Source organism: Pseudomonas trivialis (assembly GCF_036864995.1).
In the GTDB taxonomy this organism is placed as follows: domain Bacteria; phylum Pseudomonadota; class Gammaproteobacteria; order Pseudomonadales; family Pseudomonadaceae; genus Aquipseudomonas; species Aquipseudomonas trivialis.
Genome location: NZ_CP142151.1, coordinates 4,750,968 through 4,769,239, shown reverse-complemented (window position 1 = coordinate 4,769,239; position 18,272 = coordinate 4,750,968). Strand labels below are relative to the sequence as shown.

Annotated in this window: 15 protein-coding genes; 5 read left to right on the top strand and 10 right to left on the bottom strand. The window is 58.4% G+C overall.

What is annotated here, in order from left to right:
* Positions 1-351 precede the first annotated feature (351 nt).
* On the top strand, positions 352-1,665 hold the full coding sequence (locus tag VRB54_RS21010) for a sensor histidine kinase (RefSeq protein WP_338478621.1): 1,314 nt from the start codon (positions 352-354) through the stop codon (positions 1,663-1,665).
* 43 nt (positions 1,666-1,708) lie between these two features.
* Here the strand turns inward: VRB54_RS21010 and ycaC are convergent, their stop codons facing one another.
* Positions 1,709-2,341, bottom strand: a complete 633-nt coding sequence (gene ycaC, locus VRB54_RS21005; protein WP_057010158.1) for an isochorismate family cysteine hydrolase YcaC — start codon at positions 2,339-2,341, stop codon at positions 1,709-1,711.
* Positions 2,342-2,806: 465 nt separating this feature from the next.
* Here ycaC and VRB54_RS21000 point away from each other — a divergent pair, with 465 nt between their 5' ends.
* The gene (locus VRB54_RS21000; protein ID WP_057010157.1) at positions 2,807-3,043 is read left to right on the top strand and encodes a DUF6124 family protein; all 237 of its coding nucleotides are present in this window, start codon (positions 2,807-2,809) and stop codon (positions 3,041-3,043) included.
* A 237-nt stretch (positions 3,044-3,280) separates the two neighbouring features.
* Here VRB54_RS21000 and VRB54_RS20995 read toward each other — a convergent pair whose 3' ends face one another.
* From VRB54_RS20995 to VRB54_RS20955, 9 genes are all read right to left on the bottom strand, one after another.
* On the bottom strand, positions 3,281-4,057 hold the full coding sequence (locus VRB54_RS20995; protein WP_338478620.1) for a LexA family transcriptional regulator: 777 nt from the start codon (positions 4,055-4,057) through the stop codon (positions 3,281-3,283).
* 212 nt (positions 4,058-4,269) lie between these two features.
* Positions 4,270-4,797, bottom strand: coding sequence for an inorganic diphosphatase (ppa, locus tag VRB54_RS20990; protein ID WP_003237090.1), 528 nt, complete (start codon positions 4,795-4,797; stop codon positions 4,270-4,272).
* Positions 4,798-4,905: 108 nt separating this feature from the next.
* On the bottom strand, positions 4,906-5,721 hold the full coding sequence (locus VRB54_RS20985) for a M90 family metallopeptidase (protein ID WP_338478619.1): 816 nt from the start codon (positions 5,719-5,721) through the stop codon (positions 4,906-4,908).
* Between the two features lie 6 nt (positions 5,722-5,727).
* Entirely contained in the window at positions 5,728-6,384 is a 657-nt protein-coding gene (locus VRB54_RS20980) for a DedA family protein (RefSeq protein WP_003237086.1), read from the bottom strand.
* 211 nt (positions 6,385-6,595) lie between these two features.
* A complete protein-coding gene (locus VRB54_RS20975) occupies positions 6,596-7,054 on the bottom strand; it encodes a GNAT family N-acetyltransferase (protein ID WP_338478618.1) in 459 nt (152 codons plus the stop codon).
* A gap of 90 nt (positions 7,055-7,144) precedes the next feature.
* Positions 7,145-7,978, bottom strand: a complete 834-nt coding sequence (gene eutC / locus VRB54_RS20970) for an ethanolamine ammonia-lyase subunit EutC (RefSeq protein WP_338478617.1) — start codon at positions 7,976-7,978, stop codon at positions 7,145-7,147.
* Positions 7,975-9,369 (bottom strand): ethanolamine ammonia-lyase subunit EutB, encoded by a 1,395-nt coding sequence (locus VRB54_RS20965; RefSeq protein WP_338478616.1) that lies wholly within the window; start codon positions 9,367-9,369, stop codon positions 7,975-7,977. Before VRB54_RS20965 ends, eutC begins: the two co-directional genes overlap by 4 nt.
* 52 nt (positions 9,370-9,421) lie before the next feature.
* Positions 9,422-10,855 (bottom strand): ethanolamine permease, encoded by a 1,434-nt coding sequence (gene eat, locus VRB54_RS20960; RefSeq protein ID WP_338478615.1) that lies wholly within the window; start codon positions 10,853-10,855, stop codon positions 9,422-9,424.
* A gap of 196 nt (positions 10,856-11,051) precedes the next feature.
* The gene (locus VRB54_RS20955; RefSeq protein WP_209985236.1) at positions 11,052-12,572 is read right to left on the bottom strand and encodes an aldehyde dehydrogenase family protein; all 1,521 of its coding nucleotides are present in this window, start codon (positions 12,570-12,572) and stop codon (positions 11,052-11,054) included.
* A gap of 260 nt (positions 12,573-12,832) precedes the next feature.
* On the opposite strand from VRB54_RS20955, the gene VRB54_RS20950 reads away from it, so the two are divergent.
* The 3 genes from VRB54_RS20950 to VRB54_RS20940 all read left to right on the top strand — a co-directional run bounded on the left by VRB54_RS20950 (position 12,833) and on the right by VRB54_RS20940 (position 18,241).
* Positions 12,833-14,710, top strand: coding sequence for a sigma-54-dependent Fis family transcriptional regulator (locus tag VRB54_RS20950; protein WP_338478614.1), 1,878 nt, complete (start codon positions 12,833-12,835; stop codon positions 14,708-14,710).
* 163 nt (positions 14,711-14,873) lie between these two features.
* Positions 14,874-16,118, top strand: coding sequence for a hypothetical protein (locus VRB54_RS20945; RefSeq protein ID WP_338478613.1), 1,245 nt, complete (start codon positions 14,874-14,876; stop codon positions 16,116-16,118).
* 191 nt (positions 16,119-16,309) lie between these two features.
* The gene (locus VRB54_RS20940; RefSeq protein ID WP_338478612.1) at positions 16,310-18,241 is read left to right on the top strand and encodes a hypothetical protein; all 1,932 of its coding nucleotides are present in this window, start codon (positions 16,310-16,312) and stop codon (positions 18,239-18,241) included.
* Positions 18,242-18,272 lie beyond the last annotated feature (31 nt).

Genomic DNA, 18,272 nt, shown 5'->3' with positions numbered 1-18,272 from the left:
CCCCGGCGAAATAGGGCTGGATGAACGGTTTGCAAAATCAGAATGGGCTTACGACAGCAGCGCAGAAGTCAGCGGCAACTCATGCTGGACGGCTACTTCAGATAGCGATCCTGCTTATTGACTGACACCGCCACCGCAGTGTCGGAGGGGAGCCAATGAACGATTGCCATGGGGGTGCCTCTAACCACCGCAGTGCATGCCTGCGGGTGTACGCTGAGGCGTCAGGAAAACAGCGAATATTCGCTGCTGCTACCAAGAAACAGACGGGCACAAGATTTCCTTTGTTTACCTTGCCGGGCCGCAATGCCCCGCGCATCCTTTTCTTTCACGGACTGATCGCGACGTATGCAGATGCCTCATCTTCCTGCCCCGCCTCCTGCCAACGAGCATGAGCGCATCCGGTCCCTGGAGCACCTGGGCATTCTGGACAGCGTTCCTGAGCAAGGTTTCGACGACATCGTGCTGCTGGCGACCGGCCTGTGCGATGTGCCGATTGCGCTGGTGTCGCTGGTGGACAACGAGCGTCAGTGGTTCAAGGCCTGCATTGGCCTGGACGTGCGCGAGACCCATCGCGACCTGGCGTTCTGCGCCCATGCCATCCTCGCGCCCGATGAGGTGCTGGTGGTAGAAGACGCCCTGTGCGACCCGCGTTTCGAGCACAGCGCACTGGTGCTGGGCCCGCCGTATATCCGCTTTTATGCAGGTGCGCCGATTCGCGATGATCGAGGTTTTGCCTTGGGCACCGTGTGCGTCATCGACACGCGACCGCGCACGCTGACCATTGCGCAACACAGCGCGCTGCAGGCCCTGGCCCGCCAAACGGCCTCGTTGCTGCAATTGCGCCTGCTCAGCGAACAACGCGAACAACGCGCGCGCAGCCTGGAGAGCGAACTCGCCCAGGCGCAAGCCCTGGGCCGCCAGGCCGAACAGTTTCTTCATCATGCCAAGCGCGTTTCGTCCCTGGGCATGGTAGCCGCCAGCATCGCCCACGACTTCAACAACTTGCTCCAGGCCCTGAGCGCCAGCCTGCAAATGATCCGCCTGCGCGCACGCAGGCCGGCGGATGTCGAACGCTTCAGCGATGCCGGCATGCAAGCCGTGGATCAAGGCCGATTGCTGGTCAACCACCTGCTGACCAGTGTGCGCCACGACAGCCCCAACCTGATGTGCATCGACGTGAACGAGCGCCTGGAGAGCATGCGCGACGTGCTGTTGCGCACCGCTTCGGACTGTGTCGAGTTTTCAATGGAATTGGCGCCGCCGGGCACCGGCGTATTGTGCGAAGAAGCGCAGTTGAGCGCCGCCGTGATCAACCTGCTGACCAACGCCCGGGATGCCCTGGGCGGCAACGGTCGTATCCACATCACCTCGCGTCTGGTCAACCTGAACCAGGACGAAGCGGTTGCCGCAGGCAACTACCTGTTGCTCAGCGTCAGCGACAACGGCCCGGGCATCCCCGAAGCCCTCGCCGCGCAGATTTTTGAGCCCTTTTTCACTACCAAGTGCGCAGGCAAAGGCACCGGGTTGGGACTGTCCCAAGTGATGGAATTCGCGCAGCGCGCGGGTGGCACGGTGAAAGTCCACACGGCATTGGGTGAGGGGACCACCATGAACCTGTACATGCGGGCTCTGGGGCGTATAGACCCAAATTTGCTTGGCGATTGAAATGTGAAAAAGCCTGCTTTTCAAGGCAGGCTTGGCGGATCACTTACTTCTGCTGGGCTGTCAGCGCCGCATAACCGTTCATCAAATTACGATAGTTGGGAATGCGCTGGGACAACAGATTCCCCAGGCCTTCGATATCGTTGCGCCAGTCGCGGTGCAGCTCGCACGCCACCGAGAACCAGTTCATCAGTTGCGCACCGGCCTGTGTCATCCGGCTCCAGGCCGCCTGTTGCACCGTGGTATTGAAGGTGCCCGACGCATCCGTCACCACAAACACCTCAAACCCTTCCGCCAGCGCCGACAAGGTCGGGAATGCCACGCACACATCCGTGACCACACCGGCAATGATGATCTGCCTGCGGCCGGTGGCCTTGATCGCCTTGACGAAGTCTTCGTTGTCCCACGCGTTGATCTGACCAGGGCGCGCGATGTACGGCGCATCCGGGAACATCTCCTTCAACTCCGGCACCAGCGGGCCGTTGGGACCTTGCTCGAAGCTGGTGGTGAGGATGGTCGGCAGGTTGAAGAACTTGGCAAGGTCGGCCAGCGCAAGCACGTTGTTCTTGAACTCGTTGGGGGAGAAGTCCTGCACCAGCGAGATGAGGCCGGTCTGGTGGTCGACCAGCAGAACGATGGCGTCGTCTTTGTTCAAGCGGCTGTAGGTTGGAGTGCTCATGGGTGAAGTCCTTTTTGGTTGGTTGGATGTTTTGTTCAACATGGGCACAGGTTAAAGCGTGGGTGTTGGGGGATAAATCGGGTGGCGGGCGTCTTACTGTCAACTTGAAGGGGACAGTAGGCGGTGGCTGCTTTCTCGCGTATTGAATAGCCAGCAGGTCCGATCCCTTTCATTTGCAGGACGTTTCCTAGAGAATCCCAGCGGCTTGCGCCAGTGAAATCCTGCGACTAGGCTGCGGTCCGTCACTGCCTATTCAGTGATCGGGTTTAGTCGCCCGGATTCGATTGGCGCATAAGCAACTCATGAGTCAGGCACCCCTTCGCCTGCATCTTATGGCAGCTGTGCGCAGGGCACCTTAGGGTGCGCCGGGTTCCCAATCGACCGGTCGACTAACCTGCGTACAGCTGCCGCCTCTCGTTTAGTCGCGCGGAGTGGCAGCTCCAAATTATCGATTGGAGCTTTGCTATGGATAACGTTGTTTCGGATTCGTCGTCATCGCGTGCTACCCACCCATTCACTGTCAATGAAGAACTGAGCTTTGAAGATGCCTGGTTGCGTGTAGCCGAGCTGCTGCAATGTGCGGTGGCAACTTCGCAGGCGCTCGCACAGCCGGTAGCTGCGCCACAGCGGGCGGTGATGCATTTGGTGGACATGGCTAAGATGGTTGCGGAGCGGGCTGTGGAGTGCATGCGGCCGGCTTGATGCAACGGCTGAAGCGAGGTTTTTTACAGGCATTAAAAAGCCGGCTTGTGGCCGGCTTCTCGCTGACTGCTTCGGCTTGCTTCTGACAAACCTCACCAGCCTTCAAATCGCTCAGCCCACATCGAGTCGGGCAGAATAGTAGGGGCATCCGCGGGAACTCCTCCGCATTGCCAGGCAGGATAGATAGCGCAAAGCCACCCCCTGCCAAATGTGCGGCGGATGATACCCATATTCATCTCAGTTGCCCACCTCCGGATCCGATTTAGAGCCTTCCCAGCCCAATAAGTGATCGTCCAGCGGCACTGGTGGGCGGCGGTTATTCAGGGTGGACCACCAGAACACCCAACCCACGATCAGGAAGTTTTGTTCGAAGCGCTCATCGTAGGTGAGGTATTCATCGGGATGCTCGACGGCATTGTGGCTGCGCATTCGCAATCCGCCACCGGGCCGGTTGTAGAGGTATTTGATGCGCAGCATGCCGTCATGCTCCACGGCGTAAATTTCGCCGTCGATGATTTGCGTGCGGCCTCGGTCAATGGCGAGGGTGGCGCCTTGCTGGATGATGTCGATCATGCTGTTGTCGACCATGTAGGCGCCTACCGCGCGGTCGGGGTTTACGTTGAGGGCGTCAAGGGTGTGCAGGGAGACGCGGATGCGCTCGGTGGAGGTGAACGTGGGGTGGAGGGAGAGCTCCACGTCGAGCTTTTCCGGGAGACAGGCTGGGCCTGTGAGGTATTTTCCGCTTTCCTCGCGAACGTAGGTGAGTCCTTTCGTGGTTCCCGGGCCTTCCAGCAGGAAGTTGGCCGGTGGGTGTTTGGAGCCTTTGCCAGTGCGCAGCCAACGGCTGGAGACGCATAACAGCTCTGCGATCTCGTTGAGTCGGCCCATGGGCACGCCGCGTTTGAACCAGTTGTTCACGTGCTGGGGCGTGACGCCGCGGTTCTTGGCGAAGTCGGAGGCGGAAAGATGAACTTCCCTTAACAGTGCTTTTAAACGATCACCTGATGTATTCATAAACGCAGAGTTTACTGGCCAAGAAAACCAATCAAATAAACCATGCGTTGAATTGCGCGTGTAGGCTTTTCCTTAGTTGTGGCCTGATTTTTCAACTTTATCGGATTACTAAACTCTGTTTGTTGCTAGTTGAACTTGTCGTTTAGGTGTACCCATAAAAAAACCCCGAGTGATCGGGGTTTTTTATTGGGCGAGGCAATGAAAATCAGGGATCAGCCTTTGTAGGCAGCCACGGACTTCATGATTTCGGCGCGGGCGGCGTCTGCGTTGCCCCAGCCTTCGATCTTCACCCATTTGCCTTTTTCGAGGTCTTTGTAGTTCTCGAAGAAGTGTTTGATCTGCTCCAGCAACAGCGGTGGCAGGTCGGTGTATTCCTTAACGTCCACGTACAGCTGGGACAGCTTGTCGTGTGGCACCGCGATCACTTTGGCGTCGCCGCCGCCGTCGTCGGTCATGTTCAGGATGCCGACCGGGCGGGCGCGGATAACCGAGCCTGGCGTAACCGGGTAAGGGGTCACGACCAGCACGTCGAGGGGGTCACCGTCGTCGGCCAGAGTGTTGGGGATGAAACCGTAGTTGGCCGGGTAGAACATCGGGGTGGCCATGAAACGGTCAACGAACAGGCAGTCGCTGTCTTTGTCGATTTCGTATTTGATCGGCGCGTGGTTGGCCGGAATTTCGATGGCGACGTAGATGTCGTTCGGCAGGTCTTTGCCAGCCGGAATCTTGCTGTAGCTCATTGGGCGTTGCCCCCGTAGTTGGCCATTGAACATGGCCGGATTGGCCTAAAAGTGGCGGCGATTATAGGCATATTCTGACGCCGATGCCATGCGCCAGACGTCGTACGGTCATTCAACCGGCGGCTGGTAGCGCGGGTCGTGGGCTTGCAGGTGGCGCAGGCGGGCCAGGGGATCCTGGCGATAAAAGCGGCTGAGTTGGGCGTACACCTGTGGATAACTGTCGACCAGCAAATCCGGGGCACTGAAAAAATATTCGCTGGTGACGGCAAAGAATTCCGCCGGGTTTTCCGCCGCATAGGGATCAATGACCGTCTCGATGTCGGGATCGGCATCCAGTTGGCGATTGAGGTCATCGAAGGCGTCTTGCATCACGCTGGCCCATTCCTGCACGCGCATATCCTTGTGCAGCGGCGGCAGGCCATTAGCGTCGCCGGTGAGCATATCGAGCTTGTGGGCGAGCTCGTGGATCACCAGGTTGTAGCCTTCCCAATTGCCGCTGGCCAGCACCCCGGGCCAGGCAAGAATCACCGGGCCCTGCTGCCAGGCTTCGCCGCTGTGCTCGCCGTCCCACTCGTGCTCCACGCCGCTGGCATCGCGATGGCGCTGGGGGCTGAGGAAGTCGTCGGGGTACAGCACGATTTCGTGGAAGCCCTGATACCAGTCGAGATCACCCAGGTTCATCAGCGGCAACTGCGCCTGGGCGGCGAGCAGCAGGCGTTGTTCCTGGTGCAGGTCGACGCCGGGCAGGGCGGTGAGGTGTTTGTCGGCAAGGAAGAGGATGCAGGCTTCGCGCAACCACTGATCCTGTTCGGCGGTGAGGCCGTCGAGGAAGGTCAGGTGGCTGCGCACCCGCTGCCAGGTGTCATCGGCGATCGGGTGCCGGGCCAGCAGGCGCCGGCGACGCCAGGCGCTGAGGGACCACATGGCCGGTTACTGCGGCTTGGCTTCGGAGGACGCGCGACCGAAACGGCTGCGGAACACGCCAATGATCATCGGCACCAGCGACAGCAGGATGATGAATACCACCAGCAGCGACAGGTTCTTCTTGATAAACGGTACGTTGCCGAAGAAGTAGCCTAGGGTCACCAGGCCACCAACCCAGAGAATGGTGCCCAGCACGCTGAACCCGAAGAAGCGCGGGTAGGGCATCTTGGCGATGCCGGCCACAAACGGCGCAAAGGTGCGCAGGATCGGCAGGAAGCGCGCCAGGGTCACGGTTTTGCCGCCGTGCTTGTCGTAGAAATCATGGGTTTTTTGCAGGTAGTCGCGGCGGAAGATCTTCGAGTTCGGGTTGCTGAACAGGCGTTCTCCGGCGGTTCGTCCGATGACATAGTTGGTGCTGTCGCCGAGGATCGCGGCCAGCATCAACAGGCCGCCGAGCAGTACGGGGTCCATGCCGCCACCGGCGGCGACGGCGCCAGCGATAAACAGCAGGGAATCGCCCGGCAGGAAGGGCATGACCACAAGGCCCGTTTCGCAAAAAATGACCAGGAACAGAATGGCGTAGATCCACGGACCGTAGTTGGTTACCAGCATGTCGAGGTAAACGTCGAGATGCAGGATCAGGTCAAGCGGGTTGAAATCCATGGATGGCACCTGTGTGAACGGCCCGACTCGGCAGGCCTCTGCGGAGGCTCGGGCAATAAGGCTACAAGTGACTGTCGCATTTCTTACAACCCTGGAAAGGTCCGCATTATACGGATTGAGCGTTGAAAAGCGTGCTGCTTTTGTAGCGGGGCGTGTCGTGGTTGCCAATGTGGGATAGGCACCCACATTGGAGCTGCGGGAGGCTTTGGCGTCAGTCTTCGTTGATCGGCAGAACGTAATTCATGAACTCGGTGTCTTCGCGAAAGCCGATCGACTCATAGGTTTTCTGCGCCACTTCATTGTCACTGCTGGTCGACACCCGCAGCCGCACCGCGTGGGTTTCCCTGGCCATTTTCTTCGCGGTGCGCATCAGGTTGTCGGCCACCAGTTGCCGGCGCGCATCCTCGGCCACATAGATGTCGTTGAGGATCCACACGCGCTTGAGCGACAGAGAGGAAAAACTCGGATACAGCTGGCAGAACCCCAGCAACCGCTTGTCGTCGTCATCGGCCAGCGCCAGGTAAATCACCGACTCTTTACGGCGCAGGCGCTTTTCCAGAAAGTCCCGCGACGAATCCGGAAACGGCAGCGCGCCATAGAATTCACGGTATTTGACGAACAGCGGGGTCAACAGGTCCAGGTGTTCCAGGGTCGCTTGAGTAATCCGCATGCCAGGCCTCAACTTCCAAAGGATATGACCACAGGAGCGGCCGTGACTTGATGCTGCCTAAAGACGCGAAAAAGCGCAATCGTGCCGCGATCAGTCCGTGGGCGGGCCCAGCAGGAAGTTTCCTTTCATCAGGTCGGGATCGTCGGATTCGAGGGTTTGCAGCTGCGCCTCGTCCTTGAGGTTGACCCCCGACAGCCGCCGACGACACGCCTCCCGCATCAAGTAAAGCAGGCGATGGGCCGCCATGCCGTAGCTGAGACCTTCCAGGCGCACGTTGGAAATGCAGTTGCGATTGGCGTCGTTGAGGCCAACCTTCGGGTTATAGGTGAAATACAGCCCCAGGCTGTCCGGCGAACTGAGCCCTGGCCGCTCGCCGATCAGGATCACTGTCATTTTGGCGCCGAGCAGTTGGCCTATCTCATCCGCCACTGCCACGCGGCCTTGTTCCACCAGAATAACCGGCGACAGGGACCACCCCTCGGCGTGGGTCTGTTCTTCCATGCGCGTCAGAAACGGCAACGTATGTTTATGCACCGCCAGCGCCGACAAACCATCGGCCACCACCACCGCCAGGTCGACGCCGCCGGGATTCGCTGCGGCGTAGTCGCGCAGGTGTTGGGCCGACTCATCACTTAAACGTCGACCCAGGTCCGGCCGTTGCAGGTAGCTGTGGCGGTCGGCGGCGGCGCTGTGCAGCAACAGGCTGTCGCGGCCGCGCTCGGCCAGTTGGCTGCTCAAGCCTGCGTGATCGAAGGGCAGGTGCACCGCATCGCGCGCCTGGGCGTGGGCGAATTGAAAGTCCAGCTGCGCACTGGTGGGCAGGCTGGTGCCGGTGCGGCCCAGAGCGATGCGCGCCGGGGTGAGGCGGCGCAATTGCAGCCACGGGTTGTCAGGCAGGTCGAGTGACACGGGTGGCTCCTTCATCCGAGTTGCGCCAGGGCGTGGCGGAACGCCGGTGGCAGACTGTTGCCAAACTGCACCTTGCCATCGGCCTGGGTAAAGATGCCCATTTTGGCCAGCCACTGTTCGAATTCCGGCGCTGGCTTTAAACCTAATGTTTGGCGTGCGTACAAGGCATCGTGGAACGAGGTGGTCTGGTAGTTGAGCATGATGTCATCGGAGCCGGGGATGCCCATGATGAAGTTGATCCCGGCCACGCCCAGCAGGGTCAGCAGGGTGTCCATGTCGTCCTGGTCGGCTTCGGCGTGGTTGGTGTAGCAGATGTCGCAGCCCATGGGCACGCCGAGCAACTTGCCGCAGAAGTGGTCTTCAAGGCCGGCGCGGATGATCTGCTTGCCGTTGTACAGGTATTCGGGCCCGATAAAGCCGACCACGGTGTTGACCAGAAACGGCTTGAAATGCCGCGCCACCGCATAAGCGCGGGTTTCGCAGGTTTGCTGGTCGACGCCAAAGTGCGCGTTGGCGGATAACGCACTGCCCTGGCCGGTTTCGAAATACATCAGGTTCTGGCCCAGGGTGCCGCGCTTGAGGCTCAAGCCTGCGTCGTAACCTTCCTGCAGCACGCTCAGGCTGATGCCGAAGCTGGCGTTGGCCGCTTCGGTGCCGGCAATCGACTGAAACACCAGGTCCAGCGGGACGCCACGGTTGATGGCCTCGATGGAGGTGGTGACGTGGGTCAGCACGCAGGCCTGGGTAGGGATTTCATAGCGCTGGATGATTGCGTCGAGCATCTCCAGCATGGCGCAGATCGAGGCGGTGCTGTCGGTGGCCGGGTTGATGCCGATCATGGCGTCGCCGTTGCCGTAGAGCAGGCCGTCGAGGATGCTCGCGGCGATGCCCGCCGGTTCGTCGGTGGGGTGATTGGGTTGCAGGCGCGTTGACAGGCGCCCGCGCAGGCCCATGGTGCCGCGAAAGCGGGTGACCACGCGGATCTTCTGCGCCACCAGCACCAAGTCCTGCACGCGCATGATCTTGGACACGGCAGCGGCCATTTCCGGTGTCAGCCCGGGCGCCAGGGCGCGCAGGGAATGTTCGTCGGCCGCATCGCTAAGCAGCCAGTCGCGCAGGCCGCCTACGGTCAGGTGGCTGACCACGGCAAAGGCCTGTCTGTCGTGGGTGTCGATGATCAGCCGGGTGACTTCGTCGCGTTCATACGGGATCAGCGCTTCTTCGAGGAAGTGCTTGAGCGGGATATTCGCCAGGGCCATTTGCGCCGCGACCCGTTCACCGTCGTTCTGCGCGGCGACGCCTGCGAGGAAGTCACCGGAACGGGCCGGGCTGGCCTTGGCCATCACGTCCTTGAGGCTGTCGAAGCGGTAGGTTTGCGCACCCACCGCGTGGGAAAAACTTGCCATACAGTGTCTCCTTGGCGACGCAGGCAGCGCCCGCGTCGAGGTTTACGGCAGTTCAGTGCAAGGCGGCCTCTGCGGCCTGGATCGCCGCGAATTCTTCTTCGGGCGTGCCTGCTACCAAGTGATGCCGGCTGTAGAAAGCAAAGTAAGCAATTAATACTCCATAGATGATCGCGGCGCCAATCACCACCCGTGGATCCACCAGAAAGCCCGCCACCACGGCCACGCAGGCCAGCACCAGCGCCACGCCCGAGGTGAAGATGCCGCCCGGCGTGCGGTACGGACGGTCCATTTTGGGGCGGCGAATGCGCAGGGTGATGTGTGCGGCCATCATCAGCACGTAGGAAATGGTCGCGCCAAACACGGCCACCAGGATCAGCAAGTCGCCCTGGCCGGTCAGCGACAGGCCAAAGCCGATGATGCCGGGGATCACCAGCGCCAGTACCGGCGCCTTGCTCTTGTTGGTCTCGGACAACTTGCGCGGCAGGTAGCCGGCACGGGACAAGGCAAAAATCTGTCGGGAATAGGCATAGATGATCGAGAAAAAGCTCGCGATCAGCCCCGCCAGCCCGACCAGGTTGACGAAGCTGCCCATCCAGGTCGAACCGCCGTACGCCAGGGCCAGCGCCTCAACCAGTGGGTTGCCGGACTTGACCAGCGCATAGGTGCCGGCGCCGCCCGGCGCAATCACCAGAATCAACAGGGCAAAACTGGTGAGCACCACAATGGCACCGATCAGGCCGCGCGGCAGGTCGCGCTTGGGGTTGCGGGTTTCTTCGGCCGCCAGCGGCACGCCTTCCACCGCAAGGAAAAACCAGATGGCATAAGGGATAGCGGCCCACACGCCGACGTAGCCGAACGGCAGGAAGCTGCTGGCGCCTCGCGCTTCGGTCACCGGCATGTCCAGCAGGTTGGCGACACTGAAGTGCGGCACCATCGACATCAGAAACACGCCCAGGGCAATGGCGGCGACGGCGGTGATCACAAACATCAGCTTCAGGGCTTCGCCCACGCCGAAGATATGGATGCCGATAAAGAGGATGTAGAACGCCAGATAAATCATCCAGCCGCCGATGCCGAACAGCGACTCGCAATAGGCGCCGATAAACACCGCAATGGCGGCGGGGGCGATGGCGTATTCGATGAGGATGGCGGTGCCGGTAAGGAACCCGCCCCAGGGGCCGAACGCGCTACGGGAAAAGCCGTAGCCGCCACCAGCGGTGGGAATCATGGAAGACAGCTCGGCCAGGGAAAAACACATGCACAGGTACATGGTGGCCATCAGCAATGTGGCGAGGAACATGCCGCCCCAACCACCCTGGGCCAGGCCGAAATTCCAGCCGGCGTAGTCGCCGGAAATCACGTAGGCAACGCCCAGGCCGACCAGCAGCACCCAGCCGGCGGCGCCTTTTTTCAGTTCGCGTTGTTGGAAGTAGTCGCTGTCGACGTTTTCGAAGTCGACGGAGGAGCGAGTGGGTTCGCTGGACATGAGGAAGTACCTTCCATTCTTATTGTTTTTAACTCGGCCTATATAGGCCGAATACACATCGCAAGTACCTGTGGAGATCCAAGTGTGGGAGGGGGCTTGCTCCCGATAGCGGTGGGTCAGTGGCATACATATTGGCTGACACACTGCAATCGTGAGCAAGCCCCCTCCCACAGGGGCTTGCATTGCAGTCAGAAAATCAGAAGAAGCCCAGCGGATTGATGTCGTAGCTCACCAGCAAGTTCTTGGTCTGCTGGTAGTGATCCAACATCATCTTGTGGGTCTCACGCCCCACGCCTGACTTTTTGTAACCACCAAACGCCGCGTGCGCCGGGTACAGGTGGTAGCAGTTGGTCCACACGCGACCCGCCTTGATCGCACGGCCCATGCGATACGCGCGGTTGATATCGCGAGTCCACAGGCCAGCACCCAGGCCGAACTCGGTGTCGTTGGCGATTGCCAGGGCTTCGGCTTCGTCCTTGAAGGTAGTGATGCTCACCACCGGGCCGAAGATTTCTTCCTGGAACACGCGCATCTTGTTGGTGCCCTTGAGCAGGGTCGGCTGGATGTAATAGCCGCCGGCCATGTCCCCCGCCAGTTTCTCGACTTTGCCACCGGTCAGCAGCTCGGCGCCTTCGCCCTTGGCGATCTCCAGGTAGGACAGAATCTTGTCGAACTGTTGCTCGGACGCCTGGGCGCCGACCATGGTGTCGGTGTCCAGCGGGTCGCCACGTTTGATCGACTCGACCTTTTTCATCACCACTTTCATGAAGTCGTCGTAGATCGACTCTTCCACCAGCGCACGCGATGGGCAGGTGCACACCTCGCCCTGGTTGAAGAACGCCAGCACCAGGCCTTCAGCGGCTTTCTCGATGAATTGCGGCTCGGCCTTCATGATGTCGGCAAAGAATATGTTCGGCGACTTGCCACCCAGCTCGACGGTGGACGGAATGATGTTCTCGGCTGCCGCATGCATGATGTGCGAGCCCACCGGCGTGGAGCCGGTAAAGGCGATCTTGGCGATGCGCTTGCTGGTGGCCAGGGCTTCGCCGGCTTCCTTGCCGAACCCGTGTACTACGTTCAGCACGCCCGGTGGCAGCAGGTCGCCGATCAGCTCCATCAGTACGTTGATGCCCAGCGGCGTTTGTTCGGCGGGTTTGAGCACCACGCAGTTACCGGCGGCCAGGGCCGGCGCGAGTTTCCAGGCGGCCATCAGCAGCGGGAAGTTCCACGGAATGATCTGCCCAACCACGCCCAGCGGTTCATGGAAGTGATAGGCGGCGGTGTGTTCGTTGATTTCGGCGCTGCTGCCTTCCTGGGCGCGGATGCAGCCGGCGAAGTAGCGGAAATGGTCGGCGGCCAGCGGTATGTCGGCGTTGAGGGTTTCACGCACGGCCTTGCCGTTGTCCCAGGTTTCGGTGATGGCCAGCAGTTCAAGGTTCTGTTCGATGCGGTCGGCGATTTTCAGCAGCACCAGCGAGCGGTCCTGGGCCGAGGTTTTGCCCCAGGCGTCAGCGGCGGCATGGGCGGCGTCCAGCGCCTTGTCGATGTCTTTGGCGGTGGAGCGCGGAAAGTCGGCGATCGGTTTGCCGTTGACCGGCGAGGTGTTGGTGAAATAGTTGCCATCGACCGGCGCGACGAATTCGCCGCCGATGTAGTTGCCGTACTTGGCCTTGAACGAAACGATGGCGCCTTCGGTGCCGGGGTGTGCGTAACGCATGGTGGGTATCTCCTGACTTTTATGTTTATTGGAGTACAGCGATGTTGCGCGTGATAAAGCGTAGAGCAAAGGTCGGGCCAGCGCGTGGCGGGTCAGGTAAATCAAGGGGTTAGCGTTTGTTGCAAGCCGTTGCTGTCACGCAGGCGGTACATTCAAAGTGACAGTTTGTGCCATAAACGGTACACCCCATGGGCGCGCGATTGCATTGGCTGGATGGCTGGGGGATGCTGGCCGTTCTCACGCAGGGAGAACAATAAAAAATGCGCAACGATCATTTCAGTCGCCATGCCCGGCAAGTCCTCACAGTGGCGCGTGGCCACGACCCGTCCAGTGATCCCTCCATCGCGCGCTCCTGGCTGCGCTGTCTGGAGGATTATCACCTTGATCCTGCTCAGACCATCGCCCCCACCGTGCTTGAACACGGCCGCCTGCAGGAAAGCCGCGAGCGCCTGCAACAGGTGCTGCACATCGCCGGCAGCGAGATGCACAGCCTGCATCAGCAGCTCTCGGGCGCCGGTCACGCGGTGCTGCTCACCGACGCACGCGGGGTGATCCTCAACTGTGTCACCGCGCCGTCCGAGCGCAGGATTTTCGAGCGCGCCGGGCTGTGGCTCGGTGCCGACTGGAGCGAGGCGTGCGAAGGCACCAATGGCATCGGCACTTGCCTGGTGGAGCGCCAGTCCGTGACGATTCACCGCGATGAGCATTTTCGCGGCCGTCACACTGGCCTGACCTGCTCGGCGAGCCCGGTGTTCGATCCTCATGGCGAACTGCTGGCAGTGCTGGATGTGTCATCTGCACGTGAAGCAGTGTCGCGTCAGAGCCAGTTTCACACGATGGCGCTGGTGAACCTCTCGGCCAAGATGATCGAGAGCTGTTACTTCCTGCGTCATTTTGAGCATCACTGGTTGCTGCGTTTTCATCTGCAGGCCGAGTCGGTGGGCTTGTTCAGCGAGGGGCTGCTGGCGTTCGACGGCGATGGGCGTATCTGCGCGGCCAATCAAAGTGCCCTGAACCTGCTGGGGCAGGCTCGCGGCGGTTTGCTCGGGCACCCGGTGCAAGCGCTGTTTGACAGTACGCTTGACCAATTGCTCGGTCGCGCCAGCGCCAATGCCACCGCAAGCTGGCCGTTACGTACCCGTGACGGCCGTCATCTATTTGCTGCCTTGCGTGGTCAGCAGCGTAGCGTGTCAGCAGCAGCTGCCAAGCCAGAAGTGCCAAGCGTGCCGGGTATTTGCCTGAGTGATCCCGCGTTGCAGGCGGACTTTGGCAGGGCGCTCAAAGTGTTCGAGCGCGACGTACCGCTGCTGATCAATGGCGAAACCGGCTGCGGTAAAGAGGCCTTCGCCAAGGCCGTGCATCAGGCCAGTCGAAGGGCCGATAAGGCATTCGTCGCCATCAACTGCGGCGCCATCCCGGAAAGCCTGATTGAAAGCGAACTGTTTGGCTACCGTGGCGGCAGCTTCACCGGTGCGCGCAAGGAAGGCATGCAGGGCAAACTGCAAGAGGCCGATGGGGGGACGCTGTTCCTGGATGAAATCGGCGATATGCCCCTTGCCCTGCAGACCCGCCTGTTAAGAGTGCTGGAGGATCGTATCGTGGTGCCCATCGGCGGTGAGCCCCGGGCCGTGGATGTCAGAATCATCAGCGCCACCCACCGCAATCTGCTTGAGCGTGTACAAGAGGGCAGTTTTCGCGAGGACTTGTACTACCGGCTCAATGGCCTGGAGGTGGCGCTGCCGGCGTTGCGTGACCGTGCTGACAAGTCACAGGTGTTGGATTTTTTGCTGGCACAGGAGTCAGGTGAGCAAACGGTCAGCCTCAAACCTGCGGCACGCCAGGCCCTGCTGGGCTACGCCTGGCCAGGCAATGTGCGTCAGTTGCGCACTTTACTGCGCACACTGATAGCGCTCAGCGATGACGGCAGGATTGGATTGCTGGATCTGCCCTCGATCTTGCATCACGCACCCGTTGAAAAAGACGGTGAATCGCCTCTTGAAGAGGCTGAGCACCATGCATTGTTATCGACGCTTGAACAATGTCATTGGCACATGACGCGCACCGCGAAGCAGTTAGGTATAAGTCGAAATACGCTCTATAGGAAAACGCTTAAATATAAAATCAAACGTCCGGCGTAGTGTGATTGTTAATTAAATAGTTGGTGTGGTCGCGGTTTTAGTTTGTGATAAATGATTCTGTATGTTTTCGTGAGGAACCTGGTTTGCGCGTGTCGCCACTTAATTAACAGAAGCCCAAGGGTTTCGTTGTAGTCTTAACGTTAATTAATTATGAGGTGGCTATATGCCAATTAAAAAAATTTTTATCAGTCCTAAGCCGGCTCCAGCTACTCCTTCGGTGCCACTTAAAGTGCCTAGCTATGCGCCGGCGGGTAGTCATTACAATAATGCCGGTAAGTTAGTGAATCGGCAGGGGCAATTGCTTAATGACAAAGGGCAAGCTATCAACAAGAAAGGTTACTTGATTAATGAAAACAACCACCGAATTAATGATCGCGGGCAACTTCTCAATCATCAGGGTCATGCAGTCGATGATAAGGGTCGCTTGATAAATAATAATGGGCATTTAGTCAATAGTTATGGAAAGCTCATCAACGAGGCCGGGCGTCCTGTTGATACACAGGGGCGTTTGGTAAATCGTGACGGACGTTTAGTAGATCCTAAAGGTCAGCTGATTGACAAGGATGGGAAGTTTGTCAATAAAGAAGGTATTCTAATTGATAAAATAGGGAGGCCGCTCGATAAAGATGGCAAGGTCGCTAGAGATCTTTCGAGTGCAGCGAAGGGTAATAACGAACCTCATGAACAGCTGTTTCCGGCCTCTGTGCTGAAAGGCGTGAAAAAGTGGCAGAAAGAAATTCCAGCTCCTGCCGCCGCTCCTAAATTGACAATAGCGGAAGCCGTCACTCGCATGAGCGATGCCGATAAAATGGTCAAGGCCGGGGTCATATCTACGTCACCGTCCGGTGCTGCCGTTGCACGCGATGCCGCTATTGGCGCTGCTGTTACCGGTTTGGTTTCCGCACCGATCAACATCGGCGCTTATGCTGGGTCTACCGCCGCCGCTGAAAGAATCAAAGCATCATACTTGCCTGTGACCATGACGCCCCCAACACCGATTGCAAAGTCATCCGTCGAGCTCACGGAGAGCCAGGAAGCGATTGATGTGGAAGCACTTTATCCACGAATGAATGAGGCTCAGATTATTGCCTTTAGCGTCACGAATCAGTCTATGTGGCTCAAATATGGAGATACGAGCTCAGTTTTATTGCCTCAACAGGAATGGCCAACAGAACCGCTGGCACGTCTCAAAAACCTTGAAAACATGTTGGACCATGCGGAATTGCACACCAAGGAAGTTGCGGATGAACACGAAGTCTACTTCAAGGCTTATTTACCTGCCGTAAAAGCTGCTGAAGGGCTTGCCGGCGCAGACGCCCGTCTCGTCGCAGTGGAAAGTAGAATTGCGTCTTTGCAAAAAGCGCAAGGTAAAGTTCTAGAGGGAATGAAGTTGCGTCAGTCAGCGTAATTCACATTGAGCCGATAAGGCAACGCTGCGCTAGGTATGTGTATTGATTTATTGAGGACTTTAATTGCCAAGGGTCGATCAGGATGGTTTGTCGGCAGGTTTCAACAATAAGCCTGGCACAAAGGGAAACACTGTGGCGGGCTTCATCTAAAATATAAAATGGCCGCAGATGCCGGCTTTGTGGGTAATCTATGCCTATTAATCGTTTGGCCTCGGTGGGTTCGCCAGAAATCAAAGCCTTGCCTGTACTGTCTCAAAGCAGCGACACCCGTGGGCATGATTTTTCCGGTTTTCCAAATCTACGTGTACACACCAAACGCCATACAGTTGTAGAAAATTATTCGCCCTCGCGTGTGCACCATTACGCAGGGCTGCTCAATAAGAGCGCGTCGCTGGCCGCTGAACACCAGGCGAGACTTCAACCGATAGTCGACGCATGGAAAGCACGCCAAATAGAAATACATTCAGATCGTGCGCAGGGGCCGCGAAGTATTATCGAACTTCTGTTGCGTACGCTTCCCCACGGTCTGACGTCTGATACCCATGGACCTGACGAAATACTGAACGCCATCCTCGACTCTGCACAAGGGCAGGCGTTGGGCGCATTGCTTCAAAAAAGTAATGAGGCAATGCCCGCGTCGACCAGCGCCTATGAAGCGCTGTTAACTGCTGTGTTGTTGGACGTGGACCCCGCCGGTGGGCCGCAGCGCAATAGTTTGGCTTCTTATTCGCTACGTCAGCAGAGTAATTGGGGGCGGAGTGCTCCTGATATCGTCAAAGACTTCGAAAGCTACCTGACCCCAAGGTTTGGAGAGGCAATAGCTAAGGTCGCAGTCTTTTTACTATTGTCGGTCTCAGCCCCTGAATTTTTAGTAAAGGATTTACCGTCGACCCTGGTGTACGGTTCTCATCAATGGGCAACTTTCAGTGCGGCTGTGGCCCGTATAGAGGCGGGTCAGCCTGGATCAGCGGCTTCAATGAGCTATTGCGCGGTTATGGCGCTCGATGAGATAGAGCCCGTTTCGGTTGCTGAAAAACGCCAGCAGCAATTCGCTCAGATGACAGCCGTAATCGACTGGGCTATCGCAAACGGCGTCATCCTTGAAAACAGCGATGATGCGTATTCCGCCGCGGACATCGAGCGTGCAGTCGATGCAATGCAGGCACAGCATGAAATTCTGGCCGACTCGGTCACTGCGCTAAGCACGCCGATGCCAACCCGCCGGGAGTTGGCGCTTACTGAGCTGCGGCGTGTGTATGGAATTGAAAATCAGCATTTTTTTGAGCAGCGCTTGCTGGCAGATACCGTTCCTGGCTCTCCCGGTCGGAAGGCATATTCATTATTGGATATTTATATGTCAGGCGACCTCGGCAAGCATTTTTGGATATCCCGCGATGCTGACTTTGATACGGTGAAAGTTAATGTAGGTCTACCGAAACTCAAGAATATAAAAAGAGAGTTTGAAGATAAATTCAACGACTATATTCAAGATTTGAACGGTGCATTTAATGCGCAGTTCAAATATCAGCTATCACTGCTGCCCGCAGAGGATCGGCGGCTGATTGAATACGGTAAGGTCACTACCTTCGAGCTGGGCTTTCCCGACAGGCATCAAGGTCCCGTGAGCCCCGATCATAAAATAAACACGTATATAAACAGTGGCGCGATACTCTTCAGGGCAGATCTTGATGGGAAGGTTTGTCACTATCTGTATTCGCCGGTCCAAGGGCGAATTATCAAGGATGCAGACCCATCCAGGCCTGGCTTGCAGTTTCCAGGCAGCCGGTTGTATTTCTCCATACCGCGGCCCGATTCACCGGAGGGCAAAGAGCCAGCGGTTACCATTTTGTGGCAGGCTCTAGGCACGCCTTGGCCAGAGGAAAACCCAATAGACTTTGCCGCTCTTTCTATCTATCCCTCGCGGTCTCTGCAAGCTGGCACATCCAAACCTTATCCCGTGACGCCACCTGACACCTTCACCTCGCCCAAGTCCGGTCAACTGGCCGCCGCTATCGGTGCCTACTACACACGAGGTTTGCAAGAAGCAAAAGTAACGGCCAATGGCACGACAGAACAAGAGCGCGAGGAGCACCTTTCAAATGCCGTCAATCAGTTTTTTTAGGACTTGTTCCTTTCTACAGTGCCGTTCGAAG

Coding starts and splice junctions, on each gene's coding strand:
- VRB54_RS21010 (WP_338478621.1), top strand. CDS start 352: ATGCCTCATCTTCCTGCCCCGCCTCCTGCCAACGAGCATGAGCGCATC.
- ycaC (WP_057010158.1), bottom strand. CDS start 2,341: ATGAGCACTCCAACCTACAGCCGCTTGAACAAAGACGACGCCATCGTT.
- VRB54_RS21000 (WP_057010157.1), top strand. CDS start 2,807: ATGGATAACGTTGTTTCGGATTCGTCGTCATCGCGTGCTACCCACCCA.
- VRB54_RS20995 (WP_338478620.1), bottom strand. CDS start 4,057: ATGAATACATCAGGTGATCGTTTAAAAGCACTGTTAAGGGAAGTTCAT.
- ppa (WP_003237090.1), bottom strand. CDS start 4,797: ATGAGCTACAGCAAGATTCCGGCTGGCAAAGACCTGCCGAACGACATC.
- VRB54_RS20985 (WP_338478619.1), bottom strand. CDS start 5,721: ATGTGGTCCCTCAGCGCCTGGCGTCGCCGGCGCCTGCTGGCCCGGCAC.
- VRB54_RS20980 (WP_003237086.1), bottom strand. CDS start 6,384: ATGGATTTCAACCCGCTTGACCTGATCCTGCATCTCGACGTTTACCTC.
- VRB54_RS20975 (WP_338478618.1), bottom strand. CDS start 7,054: ATGCGGATTACTCAAGCGACCCTGGAACACCTGGACCTGTTGACCCCG.
- eutC (WP_338478617.1), bottom strand. CDS start 7,978: ATGAAGGAGCCACCCGTGTCACTCGACCTGCCTGACAACCCGTGGCTG.
- VRB54_RS20965 (WP_338478616.1), bottom strand. CDS start 9,369: ATGGCAAGTTTTTCCCACGCGGTGGGTGCGCAAACCTACCGCTTCGAC.
- eat (WP_338478615.1), bottom strand. CDS start 10,855: ATGTCCAGCGAACCCACTCGCTCCTCCGTCGACTTCGAAAACGTCGAC.
- VRB54_RS20955 (WP_209985236.1), bottom strand. CDS start 12,572: ATGCGTTACGCACACCCCGGCACCGAAGGCGCCATCGTTTCGTTCAAG.
- VRB54_RS20950 (WP_338478614.1), top strand. CDS start 12,833: ATGCGCAACGATCATTTCAGTCGCCATGCCCGGCAAGTCCTCACAGTG.
- VRB54_RS20945 (WP_338478613.1), top strand. CDS start 14,874: ATGCCAATTAAAAAAATTTTTATCAGTCCTAAGCCGGCTCCAGCTACT.
- VRB54_RS20940 (WP_338478612.1), top strand. CDS start 16,310: ATGCCTATTAATCGTTTGGCCTCGGTGGGTTCGCCAGAAATCAAAGCC.